We start from the raw sequence: 15,866 nt of genomic DNA on the forward strand, positions 1-15,866 counted from the left end.
CGGCGCTTGCGCTGCGTCGGACTCCATGACTAAAATGACTATCGTCAAATGACCATGCTCATATCATGATGCCGCACGCTCCCGTATCGAAATCCGAATTCAAGGCTCGCGCACTCGAATACTTCCGGCTCGTCGAGGCGTCGGGCGAAAGCCTGATCGTCACCGATCACGGCAAGCCGACGCTCGAGATCCGGCCGTATCACGCACGCGAAGCTCAGCCGTTGGACATATTGCGCGGTTCGGTCATGCGCTATGACAATCCTCTCGATCCGATTGCGGAAGATGATTGGGAGGCGTCGCGGTGATCGTGCTGGATACACATGCATTGGTATGGTGGGTGGCGGGCGACCCGTCGCTCAGCAGGAAGGCGAGAAGCGCGATCGATCGCGCCCGGAGCGAAGGCGCGCTCGCCGCGTCCGCGATCTCCGCGTGGGAGATCGCGATGCTGGTGCGCAACGACCGCCTCGCACTGACGATGGAGGTCGAAGCATGGCTCGCCACCGTCGCGCAGATCGACGGGATGCGCTTCGTGCCCGTCGACGCCGACATCGCCGCGAAATCCACCAACCTCCCCGGCACGTTCCACAAGGATCCGGCCGATCGCATGATCGTCGCGACCGCTCGACGGCTCGGCGTGCCGCTCGTCACGCGCGACGAAAAAATCCGCGCTTACGCGCACGTCAAGACGCTCTGGTGAGCGTCGCCTGCCCGCGGTCCAAACCGCCGCGCATCCTTTGCCGGACTCTGGCATATTGGCGAATCGTCTGACCAAAACGGCCTCGGCCGGCCTGCCTCGGCGCCGGCTCATGGCCCGCAACCGTCATCGCGTCATCGCGCCATTTCGTCCGCTATCGTGATATCGCTCTCCGATCCGGTTGTCCGCTCGATCGCCCTGCTGGAGTCGCACGAAGGGTTTGTCGATCTCGCCGGTTTTCATGACCGCATCGCCGTCGATCCCGGCCGCGACGACGCCGCACACTCGAGCCGGCATTTCCTGAAAGTGCGTCACGGTGTGGCGCAACGGCTGATCGCCGCCGCGCACGCGCTGCCCGACGGCCTGCGCCTGTACGTCAAGGAAGGCTATCGTCCGCTGGCGCTGCAACGCCGCTACTTCACCCGGCATCTCGCGCACCTGCGCCGGACGCTGAACCCGCTGCCGGACGAAGACACATTGGTCGCGCTGACGAGCCACTACGTCGCGCCGCCGGAAGTCGCCGCCCATCCGACGGGCGCGGCCGTCGACCTGACACTGATCTCGACGGACGGCGTCGAGCTCGACATGGGCTGCGTGCTCGACGCAACCGACCAGGAATCGTCCGGCGCGTGTTATACGCACAACCCGTTCATCAGCCGGGCTGCCGCCCGCCACCGCCAGGTGCTGATCGCCGCGCTGACGGGCGCCGGCTTCACCAATTACCCGTCGGAATGGTGGCATTGGTCATTCGGCGACCGCTATTGGGCCGTCATGCACAACCAGTCGCACGCAATTTACGGTCCCGTCGAGGAAAGCATGCTCGACGAAGCCGCGCGCTGACGTTCTTTCCGACGAAACGAACCCGCCCCGGTAACATCCTCACTTGTCGATCCCTGCCCGCTCCCGCACAATCGCAGCACCTGCATCACTCTCCCCCGCGCCGATGTCCTATGCGTCACTCGCCACCGGCGTCCTCCTCGCGGGCGGCCTCGGTCAACGCTTCGACCCGAGCGGCCTGCACAGCAAGCTGCTCGCGCTGCTTCCCGACGGCACGCCGGTTGCGGTCGCGGCCGCCCGCCGTCTCGCGGCGGCCACGGCCGACGTGATCGCCGTCGTGCGTCCCGGTGCCGAAAAACTCGCGATGCTGCTGAACGAGGCCGGCTGCCATGTCGTCTACGCGCCCGATGCGGTGCGCGGCATGGGCGCGAGCCTCGCGGCCGGCGTGCGCGCGACACCCGACGCGAACGGCTGGCTCGTCGCGCTCGGCGACATGCCGTGGATCGCGGCGTCCACCTACGAAAGCGTCACACGCGCACTCGACGCCGACGACGCGTCGATCGTCGCACCCGCGCATCGCGGCGCGCGCGGCCATCCGGTCGGGTTCGCCGCGCACCACTTCGATGCGCTCGCCGCCCTCGACGGCGACACCGGCGCCCGCGCGCTGTTCGCCAGTGCACCGGTCAGGCTGCTCGACGTCGACGATCCGGGCATCGTGCGCGACGTCGATACGCCCGCGGATCTGCGCTGACGCCGATCCCGCCCCGCACGCGGAGCGGCGCATGGCCCGCCCCGGCGCAACAGGCGTCGGCACGAAAACCACGCCCGCGCGGATTGCCCCGACGACCGGCGCCCCACCGCGACAATCCCGCTGCAAATGCACGCCCGATTGCCTATAACGGAGACGAGGCGCCCCCGCCGCGCCACCGCCGTCACGCACTGCGCGAGTTCTCCATGACCGATCACACGACCCCGACGCCCGAGCCACCGGCCGACCCGAACCGCGACCCGGAAGACGACCCGCTGTCGTCGCCGCCCGGCCATCACGACAACCCGCAGCAACCGGACGGACCGCCGAGCAAGGACCCGGTCTAGCCGCCGCGCGGCCGCGCCGGGCATTCGCCGTGCATTCGCCACGGGTTCCGGTCATGCGGCGCCCGCGCATGACGTTGCCTAACGCGCGGTATACCCGCCGTCGATCGGCAGCGATACGCCGCTGACCATCGATGCCGCATCGCTCAGCAGGAACAGGATCGGCTCGACGACCTCGTCCGGCTCCGCGAATCGCCCGAGCGGGATCGCGGCCAGCATCGGCGCACGCTTTTCCGGATCGCTCCAGGCGAACTGCGCCATCGGCGTGAGGGTGACCGTCGGGTTCACACTGTTCACACGAATGCCGTGCGGCCCGAGTTCGATGCACAGCACGCGCGTGATCGCGTCCATCGCCGCCTTCGACGCGCAATAACCCAGATGCGCGGGCAGGCCGACGAGCGCGGCCTGGCTCGATACGTTGACGATGCTGCCCCGCGCCCGCGCTGCGCCACGTCCGTCGCGCGCGATCATCTTCCGCGCGACGGCCCGTGCGACGAGCGCCGCGCCGCGCGCGTTGACCGCCATCACGCGATCGAAATGCGCGGCGCTCACGTCGAGCGCCGATTCGAGCGACGCGATCCCCGCGCAATTCACGAGGCCGTCGAACGCGTCGTGCGCGGCGAGCGCCGCGTCGATCGCGTGCTCGTCGCCACCGACATCGACGCGCAACGTCTCGCACGCAGCCTCGCCGGCCAGCGCGTCGAGCGCGGCCATGTCGCGCCCCGCCGCGACGACCCGCGCGCCCGCCCGCGCCAGCGCGACCGCGCACGCGCGCCCGATCCCGCTCGACGCCCCCGTGACGAGCACCCGCGAACCGCCGAAATCGAATCGACTTTTCATGATGGCGTGTGCAACCCGTGCATGATCGGTGCGAGCGCCGGATACAGCGCCGTATAGAGCGCAAAGCGCGCCGCATAGGCTGCCGCGCGTCCGGCATCGGGCCGCGCGCGCTCGACGAGCGTGACCCATCCGCCTTGCGCATCCTCGTGCGACACGAGCCCCACCCCAACTCCCGCGAGCAGGGCCGCCCCCATCGCGGCTTCGACGTCCTGCTCGATCGTCCACACCGGGAAGCCCGTCACGTCCGCGATGATCTGCATCCACAGCGCCGAATGCGCGGCCCCGCCCACGACGATCAGCCGGTCGTCGAGCGCGGCCGCGCCGCGTCGGCCGGCCTCGATGTTGTGCCGCAACGCGAACGCGACACCTTCGAGCACCGCGCGATACAGGTGCGCGCGCGTGTGCGCGAGACTCAGCCCGACGAATGCGCCGCTCGCCTTCGCGTCCCACACCGGGCTGCGTTCGCCCATCAGGTACGGCAGGAACAGCACGCCATCGGCGCCCGGCGGCACGCTTTCGGCCGCCTCCTCGAGCAACACGTGCGGATCGCCGTGCGGCAGCAGGCGTGCCGCATCGATCTCCGCATGACAGAACTGGTCGCGAAACCACGCGACCGACGCGCCTGCCGTGATCGCGCCGCCGAACACGTACAGGTCGCGCTGCCCGTCGAACACGTGCGGCATGCTGACGAGCCCGTGCCGCGCATCGACGTGCCGGCTCACGTAACCCCAGCACATGCTGGTGCCGATCATCGCGACATGCTGCCCCGCGCGTGTCGCGCCGGCCGCGAAGGTCGCGACGGCCGCATCGACGCCGCCCGCGACGACGGGCGTGCCGGCCGGCAGCCCGAGCGGCTCCGTCCATTGCGACAGCAGGCCGCCGACGACGTCCGTCGATTCGACGAGCCGCTCGGGCATCATCGTCGCCGGGATGCCGAGCATGTCGAGCGCATCGTCGGACCATTCGCGGCGCGCGACGTCGTACACGCCGCCGATGTTGCCGGCCGAGCTGTGATCGACCGCGACCTCGCCGGTCAGCAGGTAGATCACGTAGGCGTTCGGCGGCAGGAAGTAGCGCACGTTCGCCCACACGTCCGGCCGCTGGTCGCGCAGCCACAGCATCTTCGTGAAGCCGTAATAGCTGTCGACGCCGTTGCCCGTGATCACGCGCAGCCGCTCGACGTTCACGTTCGCATTGATCCAGTCGACTTCAGCGGTCGCGCGCCGGTCCATCCAGATCAGGCACGGATGGACCGGCCGCATGTCGCTGTCGACCGGAACGCCCGAGCCGCCGTACAGGCTGCCCACGCACACCGCGCGGATCGCGTCGGCCGGCACACCCTGCGCGCGCGCATCGCTCACGCAGCCGGCGATGCATTCGAGCACGGCGTCGAACCACACCTGCGGCCATTGCTCGGCCCACAGCGGGCGCGGCGTATCGGGCTGGTAGCCGGCCGAGCGCCGCGCGACGATCGTGCCGTGCCGATCGACGAGCAGTGCCTTGGTGCTCTGCGTGCCGATGTCCACGCCTATGACGTATTCCATGATGTCTCCGGTGAGGCGCACGCCGGCCGTCAGCGGGCCGGCTTCAGCAGCACCTTGATCGATTCGGGCGATTTCGCGACGCGGATCGCGTCGTCCCACTCCTCGAGCGCGAAATCGTGCGTGACGATGCCTTTCGACGTGACGAGCCCGCGCGCGAGCAGGTCGATCGCGATCGGGTAGCAGTATGGCCCCAGGTGCGCGCCGCGCACGTCGAGCTCCTTGCGGTCGCCGATGATCGACCAGTCGACGGTCGCATCCTCGCCGAACACGCTGAATTCGACGAAGCGGCCGAGCTTGCGGATCAGGTCGAGCCCCTGGCTCACGCCGACCGGCGCGCCGGTCGTCTCGATGTAGACGTCGCAGCCGTAGCCGTCGGTGAGCGACCTGACGATCGCGCGCGCATCGTCGCGCGCCGGGTTGATCGTCACGTCGGCGCCGTACTGCCGCGCGAGTTCGAGCCGCTCGTCGATCAGGTCGATCACGACGAGTTTCTTCGGCGTCTTCAGGTGCGCGACCTGCGTCATCATCAGCCCGAGCGGGCCCGCTCCGGCGATCACGACCACATCGTCGAGCTGCAGGTCGCCGCGGTTCACCGTATGGATCGCGCACGACAGCGGCTCGATGATCGCGGCGTCTTCGAGCGACACGCCGAGCGGGATCTTGTGGACGATCGCGGTGGGCGGAATGCGCATGTATTCGGCCATTCCGCCGTCGGCCACCTCGCGCTGGAAGCCGAAGATGTTGTGCACTTCGCACATCCAGTACTGGCCCGACCGGCAATAACGACACTTGCCGCACGGCACGATCTGCTCGGCGATCACGCGGTCGCCCAACGCCACGCCGAAGTGCTCGGCCGCGCCGTCGCCGAGCGCTTCGACGTGGCCGAAAAATTCGTGACCGGGAATCACGGGCGCCTTGACCCACGGGTTCGGGCCGCCCCAGAACATCTTCGCGCCCGTATAGCACTTGCAGTCGCTTGCGCAGATGCCGCACGCGGCGATGCGGATCACGAGTTCGTTCGTGCCGGGGCGCGGCTTCGCGACCTGTTCGACGCGGTAGTCCTCGGGGCCGTGGCAGACGACCGCGGCCATCCGCGGCTGGACTTCGGGTGTCGTCATGAGTTGTCTCTTTCGTTGATGATTCGGATATCTGATCGATCGCACGTTACCGCGACCGTTCGCGGCTGATGTAGATCGCGAGCAGGATGATTCCGCCCTTGATCACGTTCTGCACATACGGGTTCACGCCGATCATGTTCAGCCCGTTGTTGAGCACGCCGAGCAGCAGCGCGCCGACCAGCGTGCCGAGGATCGCGCCGCGCCCGCCCGAGATCGACGTGCCGCCCATCACGACGGCCGCGATCGCGTCGAGCTCGAAGCCCACGCCCGCGTTCGGCTGCCCGCTCATCAGCCGCCCGGTCAGCACGATCGCGGCGAGCGCCGACGTGAGCCCGGCGAGCGTGTAGACGATCAGCTTCACGCGCGCCACGCGCACGCCGGTGAGCCGCGTCGCCTGCTCGTTGCCGCCGATCGCATACACGTAGCGGCCGAACGGCATCCGGTCGAGCAGCAGCCACGCGATTGCATAGACCACCAGCATGATCAGTACCGGCGCCTGGATGCCGAACACCTTGCCGCTGCCGAAGAACGCGACCCAGTCGGGCAGCCCGTCGATCGGATAGCCGCCCGTGTAGATCAGTGCCAGGCCGCGCGCGATGCCCATCGTCGCGAGCGTGACGATGATCGGCGGCATGCCCGCGAACGCGACGAACAGGCCGTTCAGGAAGCCGAACCCAAGGCCGACCGCGATGCCGATCGCGAGCGCGGCCACCGCGTTCACGCCGGCCACCATCAGCCCGGCCGCGAGCGTGCCCGACAGCGCCATCACCGAGCCGACCGACAGGTCGATCCCGCCGGTCAGGATCACGCAGGTCATGCCCACCGCAATGATCGCGTTGATCGACACCTGGCGCAGCACGTTCTCCAGGTTCGCGGCGGACAGGAAGCTCGGGCTCGCGATCATCATCGCGATGCATACGACGATCAGGCCGACGAGCGGATAGAACAGCGTCGAGCGTCGCAACTGCGCCCACATCGCGCGCGGCGGCGGCGCGTCGCCGTTTCCGGCGGCAGCCGCGAGGGTCGGGGAAGACGTGGAAGAAGAATCAGGCAGGTTCATGGGTCGCTCCTCGCGTGCCGGCCGTGGCATAGGTCATGACCGTGTCGGGATCGATCTCGTCGCCTTCGAGCGTCGCCTCGATGCGCCCCTGCCGGAACACGGCGACGCGATCGCACATGCCGACGATCTCCGGCAGCTCGGACGAGATCATGATGATGGCGTAGCCGCGCGCGGTGAGTTCGCGCATCAGCCCGTAGATTTCGGCTTTCGCACCGACGTCGATGCCGCGCGTCGGCTCGTCGAAGATCAGCACCGACGTGTGATGGTTGAGCCAGCGCGCGATCACGACCTTCTGCTGGTTGCCACCGGACAGCGTCGCGACCTCGGTATGGATCGACGGCGCCTTCACGCCGACGCGCCGCATCACGTCGTGCGTCGCGCGCGCCTCGCCGCGGCGGTCGATCAGCCAGCGCATCGACCGGTACTTGCCGAGGTTGTTCAGCGAGATGTTGTCGCGAATCGAGAACGACGTGACGAGCCCTTCCGTCTTGCGGCTTTCCGGCAGGATGCCGATGCCCGCGCGCAACGCGTCGGCCGGATCGGCGAGCGTCGCCGCCGTGCCGCGCACGCGCACGTCCTTGCGGTGCGCACGCGTCGCGCCGATCACCGCGAGCGCGGTTTCGGTACGGCCCGAGCCGACCAGCCCGGCGAAGCCGAGAATCTCGCCCGCATGCAGCGCGAAGCGGTTCACGGGGCCGTCGCGCTCGATCTGCAGCGCATCGACCTCCAGTACCCGCGGCGCATCCGCCGCGCGCGCCGGCTTCGGCGGAAAACTGCTCTCGATCCGCCGCCCGACCATCATCCGCACCAGCTGCTCGACGTCGGTGCTCGCGACGTCGGTCGTCGCAACGTACTGGCCGTCGCGCAGCACCGTGATGCGGTCGCACACCGCGAAGATTTCCTCGAGATGATGCGAGATGAAGATCATCGCGACGCCCTGCCGCTTCAGCTCGCGCATGATCGCGAACAGGTGCCCGGCCTCGGCCGGCGTGAGCGTGGCGGTCGGTTCGTCGAGGATCAGGATGCGCGCGTCGAGCGACAGCGCCTTGCCGATCTCGACGAACTGCTGCTGCGCGACCGACAGCGCACGGATCGGCGCATCGAGATCGATCGCGACGCCGAGCCGCGCGAAGATGCCGGCCGCCGCGCGACGCATCCGCTTGCGGTCGCGGGCGCCCCAGCGGTTGCGCAGCTCGCGGCCGAGGAACAGGTTGTCGACGGCATCGAGATGCGGGATCAGGCTGAATTCCTGGAACACGATGCCGACACCCGCCGCGACCGCGTCGCGATAGTCCGCGAAACGACGCAGCGCGCCGTCGATCTCGATCGTGCCGGTATCGGGCCGATGAATGCCGCACAGGATCTTCATCAGCGTCGACTTGCCCGCGCCGTTCTCGCCGAGCAGCGCATGGATCTCGCCGCGCGCGATCTCGAGATGAATGCCGGACAGCGCCTTCACGCCCGGAAAGCTTTTCGCGATGTCGCTGAGCCGGAGTATCGTGTCCATCGGTTTCTCCGTACGAAGGGCGCCGGCCGTGCCGCCGCCCTTCGGGTCGCATTGCACGTCGTTCACCAGCTGAAGCCCTTTGCATTGCCGCGGTCGACCACCTTCACGTCGACCGGGATCGCCTTCGGCACCGTCGCGCCCCACTTGCGCGCAATCGCGATGCCGAGCGCGATACGCACCTGGTCGGCCGGGAACTGCGCGGTCGTCTCGATGAACTTCGAATTCGGCTTCTGGATCGCGGCGATCGCCTCGGGCGCGCCGTCGACGCTCGTCAGCTTGATGTCCTTGCCCGAGCTCTCGATCGCGGCGAGCGCGCCCATCGCGCCGCCGTCGTTCACGCTGAAGACGCCCTTCAGCTTCGGGTGCGCGGAGATCAGGTTCTCGGTCACCGACAGCGCGGTCGCGCGCTCCTGCTTGCCGTTCTGCGTGTCGACCAGCTTCACGTTCGGGTATTTCGCGAGCCCCGCCTTGCAGCCGCGCACGCGTTCGAGAATCGGCACGACCGGAATGCCGTCGAGGATCGCCACCTCGCCGCTGCCGCCGATCGCTTTCGCGAGGTAGTCGCACGACATCACGCCCGCGTCGTAGTTCTTCGAGCCGACGAACGAATCGACCGGGCCGTTCGCGTTCGCATCGACGGCCACGACCACCGCGCCGGCCTTCTTCGCCTGCGTGATCGCCGACTGGATGCCGGTCGAATCGGTCGGGTTCACGAGCAGGATGTCGATCTTCTTCTGCAGCATGTCCTCGACGTCGCTCACCTGCTTGCTGACGTCGTGATGCGCGTCGGTGACGACGACCTGCGCACCGATCGACGCGGCCGCGTCGTTCAGCGCCTTCTGCATCGTCACGAAATACGGGTTGTTGAGCTCCTGGAACGTCATGCCGATCCGCAGCGGTGCGGCCTGCACGGCGGCGGCGGGCAGCCAGGCCGCGGCGGCGAGCGCGGCAACCGCCGCCAGGCGGGCGGCGCGACGGGGGGATGAGGCGGGCGATGCAGGCGTCATGACGGTGTCTCCGGTTGTATAAGGCTTTTTCGTGGGTGAGCAAGCCCCTCGCGACGCGGGCGGCGCGATCGGCTGGGTGAAACGGCGTGGAAAACTCGGGCGGGCGGCGGCCCGGCGATCATCCGGGCTGCGGGGCGAGTTCGGGCGCGCCGGGCGTCACGACGCGCGGCGGCAGCGGATTACCGGTGGGCGCCGCGTGCAGCGCCAGTTCACGGCTGCGCGCGTTCAGGCGCTGCAGTGCGCGGAATTCGGACGGCGCCATCCCCTTCACCGCGCGGAACTGGCGGTTGAAGTTCGACACGTTGTTGAAGCCGGCCTGGAAGCAGATATCGGTGATGTTCGCGTCGTCGGCGAGCAGCAGCTGGCACGCGGATTCGATCCGCAGGCGATTCACGTACTGGACGAACGGCATGCCCGTCTGTCGATGAAACGCGCGCGAGAACGCGCTGACGCTCTGCCCGGTCAGTTGCGCGAGATCGGATTCGCGCAGCTCGGACGCGAGGTTCTTGCCGATGTACGACAGCGCATGGCTGAGCCGCGTCGGCGTGACATCGGCCTGGTCGTACGCGGGGCTCGCGAGCAGCGTGCGTTCGGCCGCCCCGCACAGCCGTTCGAGGATCGTCATGAACAGCGCGATGCGGCGCATGCCGCGCGCGGCCAGCAGTTCGTCGAACAGCGGCGCGATCGCGGCGCTGGTCGCCGCGTCGAAGCCGACCCCGCGCCGCGCATCGTCGAGCAACGCCTGCGCGTCGCGGCATTCGGGAAACGCGTCCATGCAGCGGCGCACGAATACCGGATCAAACTGGATCACGAGATTGCGGCGTTCGACGGTCTCGCCTTCGGCCATGTCGCTGACCCAGTTGTGCGGCAGGTTCGGGCCGAGCAGCACGAGATGGCCGGGGCCGAACGAGCCGATGTGGTCGCCGACGAAATACTTGCCGCGCGTCGCGACGATCAGGTGCAGTTCGAATTCGGGATGGAAGTGCCAGCGGATCGTGCGATACGGATAACCGTGCGACCAGACCTTGAACGACTCGTCGCGTCGCACTTCGACCACTTCCAGATCGGGGTGCATCATGTGGGCGTCTCCATTCCCGTGTCTCGCCGGCCGGTTCGTTTTGCGCGTGCGCCGCGTATTTCACGCGGCGACGCGACCGGTCGCATGGGAAGCAATGTAGGTCGATCGAGCGCGCGGCTCCACCAACTTTACGCCTGATTTTCGATACTTTTTTGCCCATTCCGGCCGCAAATGGCGCCGGATGGCAAATTTGTGCAGTGCGGAACGGCCGGGCGGCCGCCCGCCCGGCGCTTACGCGGCCGCGTGCTCGCGCGCGGTACGCGCTTCGTACGCCTTCAGGTGGTTGTACGCGATCCGCAGCAGCGACAGCGCATCGGCCGCCTGCGGGTCGCGGCGCGCGAGCAGGTCGCCGATCACGTGATCGGCTTCGACGCGCGCATGGTTTTCGACGTCGCGCAGCATCGACGCGGTCAGCGGCGACGGCGTCAGCACCATCCGCTGCATCCGCTCGATGGCGGCCGGATCGGGCCGGTGGCCGTTGTGCTCGGCAATCGCACTGCATTCGCCGAGCATCGTCTCGAGCAGGCGGCGGCCGTCCGGCGCGGCGAGAATGTCGCCGACCGACGCGCGGAACAGCGACGTGCTCGCGGCGAGCGTCGCGAGGAACACCCATTTTTCCCACATCCGCGCGGCCACGTCGTCACTGAGCGTCGCATCGAAACCCGCGCCGCCGAGCACCTCGGCCACCGCGCGCACGCGCGGCGATTCGCCGCCCGCGAGTTCGCCGAACGTGACCCCGTGCGTGTCGTTGAGGTGCACGATGCGCTGCTCGCGATCGAGCGTCGCCGCGATCACGCACAGCCCGCCGAGCACCTGCGCGGCGCCGAACCGCTCGCGCAGCACGTCGAGATGGCGCATCCCGTTGAGCATGGGCAGGATCAGCGTCTGCGGGCCGACGAACGGCGCGAACGACTGAATCGCGTCGTCGAGGCTGTACGCCTTGCAGCTCAGCAGCACGAGGTCGAACGGCGCGACGCCGGCACCCGCGTCGCCCGCGCGCACGGTCTGCACGTTCGCGAGCGTCAGGTCGCCGCGCGGGCTGCGGATCAGCAGCCCGTCGCGCGCCAGCGCGGCCGCGCGGCCGTCGCGCACCAGGAACGTCACGTCGCGCCCCGCCGCGGCCAGCCGGCCGCCGAAATATCCGCCGACCGCGCCGGCCCCCACCACCAGAATCCGCATCGTTACCTCCTTTCGGTTTCATTCGCCGCCGCGCCGCGCGCGGCGCGTATTCAATCGCCCCGACAGTATAGCGACGCCCGTTATGCATATGCATAGATACCCTTGCTGGTGTCGAAGGCATCGGCAAGGGCGCCTCATAGGGATAACCCGCCTACGGCGACGCACGTCGGGCGCCGTCAAGACACTTATCCCGTCACGCCGCCCCGGCGAGCTTCCACGACTGACCGACCACACACCATGCGCAACCTTTCCCTGAATCAGAAACTCGCCTCGATGATCGTCATCCTCTGGCTCGGCCTGCTCGTGATCGCGGGGCTCGGCGCCTGGCAGACGCGCGCATCGATGATCGCGGACCGCCGCGACCAGCTCGCGTCGCTGGTCGCGCAGGCCGCGAGCGTGACCGACCATTACTACAAGCTGTCGCAGCAGAACGCGCTGCCGGAAGCCGACGCGAAGCAGAAGGCGCTCGAGGCGATCGCCGCGATGCGTTCCAGCGCCGACGGCTACATCTCCGTCAACGACTCGAAGCCCGTGATCGTGATGCATCCGATCAAGGCCGACCTCAACGGCAAGGACGTGTCGAATTTCACCGACCCGAACGGCAAGCACCTGTTCGTCGAGATCGTGAAGGCCGGCAACCTCGAAGGCGGCAAGGGCTTCGTCGAGTATCTGTGGCCGAAGCCGGGCGCCGACAAGCCGCAGGAGAAAACCAGCGCCGTGCAGCGCTTCGCGCCCTGGGACTGGTACATCGTGACCGGCATGTACATGAACGACGTGCGCACCGCCGTGCTCGAAAGCGTCGGCCGCTGGCTCGCGATGACGACCGTGCTCGGCGGGATCGCGACCGCCGTGATGGTGCTGGTGCTGAAAAGCGTGCGCGCGAACCTCGGCGGCGAGCTGGAAGTGGCACTCGACGCCGCGCAGCGTATCGCGCAGGGCGACCTGACCGCGCACGTCGCCGTGAAGCACGACGATCGCGGCAGCCTGCTGCACGCGCTGCACACGATGCAAGGCGGGCTGATCGACATGGTGTCGCGCGTGCGGATGGGTACCGAGAACATCAACGTCGGCGCAAGCGAGATCGCGTCGGGCAACACGGACCTGTCGCAGCGCACCGAGGAACAGGCGGCCGCGCTCGTGCAGACCGCGTCGAGCATGGACCAGATGACCGCGAACGTGAAGCAGAACGCGGACAGCGCCGCCCAGGCCGCGTCGCTCGCCGGCCAGGCCGCGCAGGTCGCGACGCGCGGCAGCGCGGTGGTCGACGACGTCGTGCGCACGATGAACGAGATCACCGACCGCTCGCACAAGATCGGCGACATCATCGGCGTGATCGACGGGATCGCGTTCCAGACCAACATCCTCGCGCTGAATGCGGCCGTCGAAGCCGCGCGCGCGGGCGAACAGGGCCGCGGCTTCGCGGTGGTCGCGGCCGAAGTGCGCTCGCTCGCGCAACGCTCGGCGACGGCGGCGAAGGAAATCAAGTCGCTGATCGTGTCGTCGAACGAGACCGTCGAGCAAGGCGCGGCGCTCGTCACGCACGCGGGCGAGACGATGGCCGAGATCGTGCAGTCGGTGCGGCGCGTGAACGAGATCCTCGACGAGATCAGCCATGCGTCGCGCGAACAGAGCGCCGGGATCGAGCAGGTCAATCGCGCGGTGGGCGAGATGGACCAGGTCACGCAGCAGAACGCCGCGCTCGTCGAAGAAGCGGCGGCCGCCGCGCATTCGCTGCGCGATCAGGCCGAGGCGCTGCGGGACGCCGTGACGCGGTTTGCGCTGCCGGCCTGATGGCGGCCGCCCGGCGCACGCTTGCTCACGCGGCGTCGCCGGGCCGTGACGCGGCGGGGCCGATGCCGAGCCCCAGCCCCGCCGCCCGCTGGACCAGCTCGACGTCGTTGTTCGCGCCGAGCTTCTTCATCGCACTGATCTTCTGCGCGCTGACCGTCTGCTTGCCCTTGCTCAGACGCTGCGCGATCGTCTTGATCGGCACCCCCGACAGATACAGGCGAATGACCTCGATCTCGCGCGCCGACAGCTTCACGGGCGCATTGCCGCGCTCGCCGGCCGCCTCGATCGCGCGCCTGACGAGCGGCGACAGGTAGCGCCCGCCGCTGTAGGCCGAATGAATGGCCGTGACGATATGGCCGACCTCGTCGAACTTGCTGACGACGCTCACGCCGTCGATCGCGAGGATCGACCCGACGATCAGCGGATTCTCGTTCGCGACCAGCACGACGACCCCGACGTTCGGACGCGTGCGCCGCAGCCAGTCGAGCAGCCCGAGGCCGTCCATCTGCACGTCCCCGCGGATCGCATAGTCGACCAGCACGACATCGCAATCGACGCCGCCGAGCGACGCGGCCAGCTCGGCCACATTCCTGCACACCGCGACGAGCTCGATCGCGCAGGCGCTGCCTGCCACCTGCTCGATGCCGGCCAGCGTCAACGGCCAGTCGTACGCGAAGACGATGCGAACGTTGAATTTCCTCATGCGTGGTTCCCGGTGGTTCATCGGCCGCGCGACGCGCAACGCGCAACGCGCACGGCCGGTTTGGCGTTGATCGGACGTTCAGGCTATTTTTAGCCTGAACGACGATTCTATGAAGCCGCACGCGGACGGGATATCGGACGGTAACGGGATTGGTCGTCAGGGACGTAATACGAGTTTGAATTTGCGCCGGTTCTCGCGACCGTCCCGGAGCGGCCGGCACCTGGAAACATCGGCCGGATGGCCGGCGTGGCGGGCCACACGGTCCATCCGGCCGGCCAGCAGGTAAAATCGACGCCTTTGCATGCCGCGCCGGGCCGCCGGCGGCGAGCGACGCGCCGATGCCGGCCGCGCGCCACCGCCCTGCGCCCGCGCCCGTACTCCGGTGGCCCCGCCCCGCTTTCCTCATGACCGAATCCGACCTGCAATCCGACGACACCTCCATCCACGAAGACGGCCTCTGGCGCGACAACGGCTGGACGGCCCGCATCATCAAGAACGAAGACGACGACGGCTGGGCCGTCGAAATGATCAAGGACGGCGAGTCCGAGCCCGCGCTCGTCGGGCCGTGGACCATGGGCCGCGACAAGAAGAACCCGAAGCCGATGGACGCGAACGCGTTCCGCACGCTCGTGAAGACCGCGACCGAGGTGCTGATGCGCCACGAGCAGCAGCGGCGCGCGATGCTGCACAAGGAAGTGACGGTTCAGGGCGAGGACGGCCAGGATGTGTCGGTGACGCTCGACATCGTGCCGGACGAATTCGAGCCGTACGCGCAGCTCAAGGCATTCGATCCGTATGGCGAGCTGCTGGCCGAAGCCAAGGTGTCGGCCGGTTTCAAGCTCAACAAGGCCAGTGCCGAGCGCTGGGTCGCCTCGGGCTTCGAGCGGCCGGCCGCCTGATCGCGCGGCACGCCGCGCCGCGCGATCAGGCGCCGGCGCCCTGCCGCGCGCGCTGCAGCCGGCGCGCCGCCAGCTTGCGCCGCACGAGCTGCTCGAACTGCCGCGTCGCGACCTGCGGATCGCGCGCGGCCAGCCCGAGCGCGTTGCGCGCGAGCTGGATCGGCGTCAGCACGAGGCCCCACGGCAGCCCCCACCAGCCGAACGCGGCCGACGCCAGCAACGCGACCGCCTGCTTCCTGCGGCCGCAACGCCGGCAGCACACGTGGTGCCGTGTCGCCCAGCGCGTGACGAACAGCAGCGACACGACGCGATGCGACGCATGGACATCGACCGGCCGGTCGTCGCGACGGCAGATCGGGCACGGCCCGTAACGCCAGTCGTGCACATACTCCCAGACCTTCGCGTCGGGCACCCGCTCCGCCTCGACGACGATCGGATGCGCGCGGGCGCACGCCGGACGGCAATAGCGGCGGCCGTCGATCGACCGCCCGCCGACCAGGAACGTCCTGCCGCAGTGACTGCACTCTGCCACGGTAACCTCGGATAAGCGTGATGCGCCGCATGCCGGCCGCGCGCG

At 68.6% G+C, this 15,866-nt stretch carries 17 protein-coding genes; 7 read left to right on the forward strand and 10 right to left on the reverse strand.

Annotated elements, in window-relative coordinates; all coding sequences use genetic code 11:
- The first annotated feature begins 65 nt into the window (after positions 1–65).
- From DPV79_RS09455 to DPV79_RS42550, 5 genes are all read left to right on the forward strand, one after another.
- Positions 66–305 (forward strand): type II toxin-antitoxin system Phd/YefM family antitoxin, encoded by a 240-nt coding sequence (locus tag DPV79_RS09455; protein WP_011659184.1) that lies wholly within the window; start codon positions 66–68, stop codon positions 303–305.
- Entirely contained in the window at positions 302–697 is a 396-nt protein-coding gene (locus tag DPV79_RS09460) for a type II toxin-antitoxin system VapC family toxin (RefSeq protein ID WP_042973908.1), read from the forward strand. The genes DPV79_RS09455 and DPV79_RS09460 overlap by 4 nt, the downstream gene beginning before the upstream one ends.
- Before the next feature lie 156 nt (positions 698–853).
- Positions 854–1,534: a M15 family metallopeptidase gene (locus tag DPV79_RS09465; protein WP_226203994.1), complete on the forward strand. Its 681-nt coding sequence runs from the start codon at positions 854–856 to the stop codon at positions 1,532–1,534.
- Between the two features lie 103 nt (positions 1,535–1,637).
- A complete protein-coding gene (locus DPV79_RS09470; protein WP_021158154.1) occupies positions 1,638–2,222 on the forward strand; it encodes a nucleotidyltransferase family protein in 585 nt (194 codons plus the stop codon).
- 203 nt (positions 2,223–2,425) lie between these two features.
- Entirely contained in the window at positions 2,426–2,566 is a 141-nt protein-coding gene (locus DPV79_RS42550; RefSeq protein WP_021158153.1) for a hypothetical protein, read from the forward strand.
- Positions 2,567–2,644: 78 nt separating this feature from the next.
- Here DPV79_RS42550 and DPV79_RS09475 read toward each other — a convergent pair whose 3' ends face one another.
- From DPV79_RS09475 to panE, 8 genes are all read right to left on the reverse strand, one after another.
- On the reverse strand, positions 2,645–3,403 hold the full coding sequence (locus tag DPV79_RS09475) for an SDR family oxidoreductase (RefSeq protein WP_060048710.1): 759 nt from the start codon (positions 3,401–3,403) through the stop codon (positions 2,645–2,647).
- Positions 3,400–4,947, reverse strand: coding sequence for an FGGY-family carbohydrate kinase (locus tag DPV79_RS09480; protein WP_113045373.1), 1,548 nt, complete (start codon positions 4,945–4,947; stop codon positions 3,400–3,402). Before DPV79_RS09480 ends, DPV79_RS09475 begins: the two co-directional genes overlap by 4 nt.
- A 29-nt stretch (positions 4,948–4,976) precedes the next feature.
- A complete protein-coding gene (locus tag DPV79_RS09485; protein WP_113045286.1) occupies positions 4,977–6,065 on the reverse strand; it encodes an alcohol dehydrogenase catalytic domain-containing protein in 1,089 nt (362 codons plus the stop codon).
- 46 nt (positions 6,066–6,111) lie between these two features.
- Entirely contained in the window at positions 6,112–7,125 is a 1,014-nt protein-coding gene (locus DPV79_RS09490) for an ABC transporter permease (protein ID WP_060066519.1), read from the reverse strand.
- On the reverse strand, positions 7,112–8,632 hold the full coding sequence (locus DPV79_RS09495; protein WP_060067077.1) for a sugar ABC transporter ATP-binding protein: 1,521 nt from the start codon (positions 8,630–8,632) through the stop codon (positions 7,112–7,114). The genes DPV79_RS09490 and DPV79_RS09495 overlap by 14 nt, the downstream gene beginning before the upstream one ends.
- Positions 8,633–8,694: 62 nt before the next feature.
- The gene (locus DPV79_RS09500; RefSeq protein ID WP_059686662.1) at positions 8,695–9,639 is read right to left on the reverse strand and encodes a substrate-binding domain-containing protein; all 945 of its coding nucleotides are present in this window, start codon (positions 9,637–9,639) and stop codon (positions 8,695–8,697) included.
- Positions 9,640–9,757: 118 nt separating this feature from the next.
- Positions 9,758–10,717, reverse strand: coding sequence for an AraC family transcriptional regulator (locus DPV79_RS09505; protein WP_048023218.1), 960 nt, complete (start codon positions 10,715–10,717; stop codon positions 9,758–9,760).
- Positions 10,718–10,948: 231 nt separating this feature from the next.
- On the reverse strand, positions 10,949–11,896 hold the full coding sequence (gene panE / locus DPV79_RS09510) for a 2-dehydropantoate 2-reductase (RefSeq protein WP_059686664.1): 948 nt from the start codon (positions 11,894–11,896) through the stop codon (positions 10,949–10,951).
- Positions 11,897–12,133: 237 nt separating this feature from the next.
- On the opposite strand from panE, the gene DPV79_RS09515 reads away from it, so the two are divergent.
- Positions 12,134–13,687 (forward strand): methyl-accepting chemotaxis protein, encoded by a 1,554-nt coding sequence (locus DPV79_RS09515; RefSeq protein ID WP_059492133.1) that lies wholly within the window; start codon positions 12,134–12,136, stop codon positions 13,685–13,687.
- A gap of 25 nt (positions 13,688–13,712) precedes the next feature.
- Here DPV79_RS09515 and DPV79_RS09520 read toward each other — a convergent pair whose 3' ends face one another.
- Entirely contained in the window at positions 13,713–14,390 is a 678-nt protein-coding gene (locus DPV79_RS09520; RefSeq protein WP_059677585.1) for a LuxR C-terminal-related transcriptional regulator, read from the reverse strand.
- A gap of 404 nt (positions 14,391–14,794) precedes the next feature.
- Between DPV79_RS09520 and DPV79_RS09530 the strand changes: the two genes are divergently transcribed.
- Positions 14,795–15,289 (forward strand): hypothetical protein, encoded by a 495-nt coding sequence (locus DPV79_RS09530; RefSeq protein WP_059485433.1) that lies wholly within the window; start codon positions 14,795–14,797, stop codon positions 15,287–15,289.
- Between the two features lie 25 nt (positions 15,290–15,314).
- On the opposite strand, the gene DPV79_RS09535 is transcribed toward DPV79_RS09530, so the two are convergent.
- Entirely contained in the window at positions 15,315–15,821 is a 507-nt protein-coding gene (locus DPV79_RS09535; RefSeq protein WP_059587033.1) for a hypothetical protein, read from the reverse strand.
- Positions 15,822–15,866 lie beyond the last annotated feature (45 nt).

The organism is Burkholderia reimsis (genome assembly GCF_003294055.1).
Lineage (GTDB): Bacteria > Pseudomonadota > Gammaproteobacteria > Burkholderiales > Burkholderiaceae > Burkholderia > Burkholderia cepacia.

Coding starts and splice junctions, on each gene's coding strand:
- DPV79_RS09455 (WP_011659184.1), top strand. CDS start 66: ATGATGCCGCACGCTCCCGTATCGAAATCCGAATTCAAGGCTCGCGCA.
- DPV79_RS09520 (WP_059677585.1), bottom strand. CDS start 14,390: ATGAGGAAATTCAACGTTCGCATCGTCTTCGCGTACGACTGGCCGTTG.
- DPV79_RS09500 (WP_059686662.1), bottom strand. CDS start 9,639: ATGACGCCTGCATCGCCCGCCTCATCCCCCCGTCGCGCCGCCCGCCTG.
- DPV79_RS09475 (WP_060048710.1), bottom strand. CDS start 3,403: ATGAAAAGTCGATTCGATTTCGGCGGTTCGCGGGTGCTCGTCACGGGG.
- DPV79_RS09485 (WP_113045286.1), bottom strand. CDS start 6,065: ATGACGACACCCGAAGTCCAGCCGCGGATGGCCGCGGTCGTCTGCCAC.
- DPV79_RS09480 (WP_113045373.1), bottom strand. CDS start 4,947: ATGGAATACGTCATAGGCGTGGACATCGGCACGCAGAGCACCAAGGCA.
- panE (WP_059686664.1), bottom strand. CDS start 11,896: ATGCGGATTCTGGTGGTGGGGGCCGGCGCGGTCGGCGGATATTTCGGC.
- DPV79_RS09505 (WP_048023218.1), bottom strand. CDS start 10,717: ATGATGCACCCCGATCTGGAAGTGGTCGAAGTGCGACGCGACGAGTCG.
- DPV79_RS09470 (WP_021158154.1), top strand. CDS start 1,638: ATGTCCTATGCGTCACTCGCCACCGGCGTCCTCCTCGCGGGCGGCCTC.
- DPV79_RS09490 (WP_060066519.1), bottom strand. CDS start 7,125: ATGAACCTGCCTGATTCTTCTTCCACGTCTTCCCCGACCCTCGCGGCT.
- DPV79_RS09515 (WP_059492133.1), top strand. CDS start 12,134: ATGCGCAACCTTTCCCTGAATCAGAAACTCGCCTCGATGATCGTCATC.
- DPV79_RS42550 (WP_021158153.1), top strand. CDS start 2,426: ATGACCGATCACACGACCCCGACGCCCGAGCCACCGGCCGACCCGAAC.
- DPV79_RS09495 (WP_060067077.1), bottom strand. CDS start 8,632: ATGGACACGATACTCCGGCTCAGCGACATCGCGAAAAGCTTTCCGGGC.
- DPV79_RS09530 (WP_059485433.1), top strand. CDS start 14,795: ATGACCGAATCCGACCTGCAATCCGACGACACCTCCATCCACGAAGAC.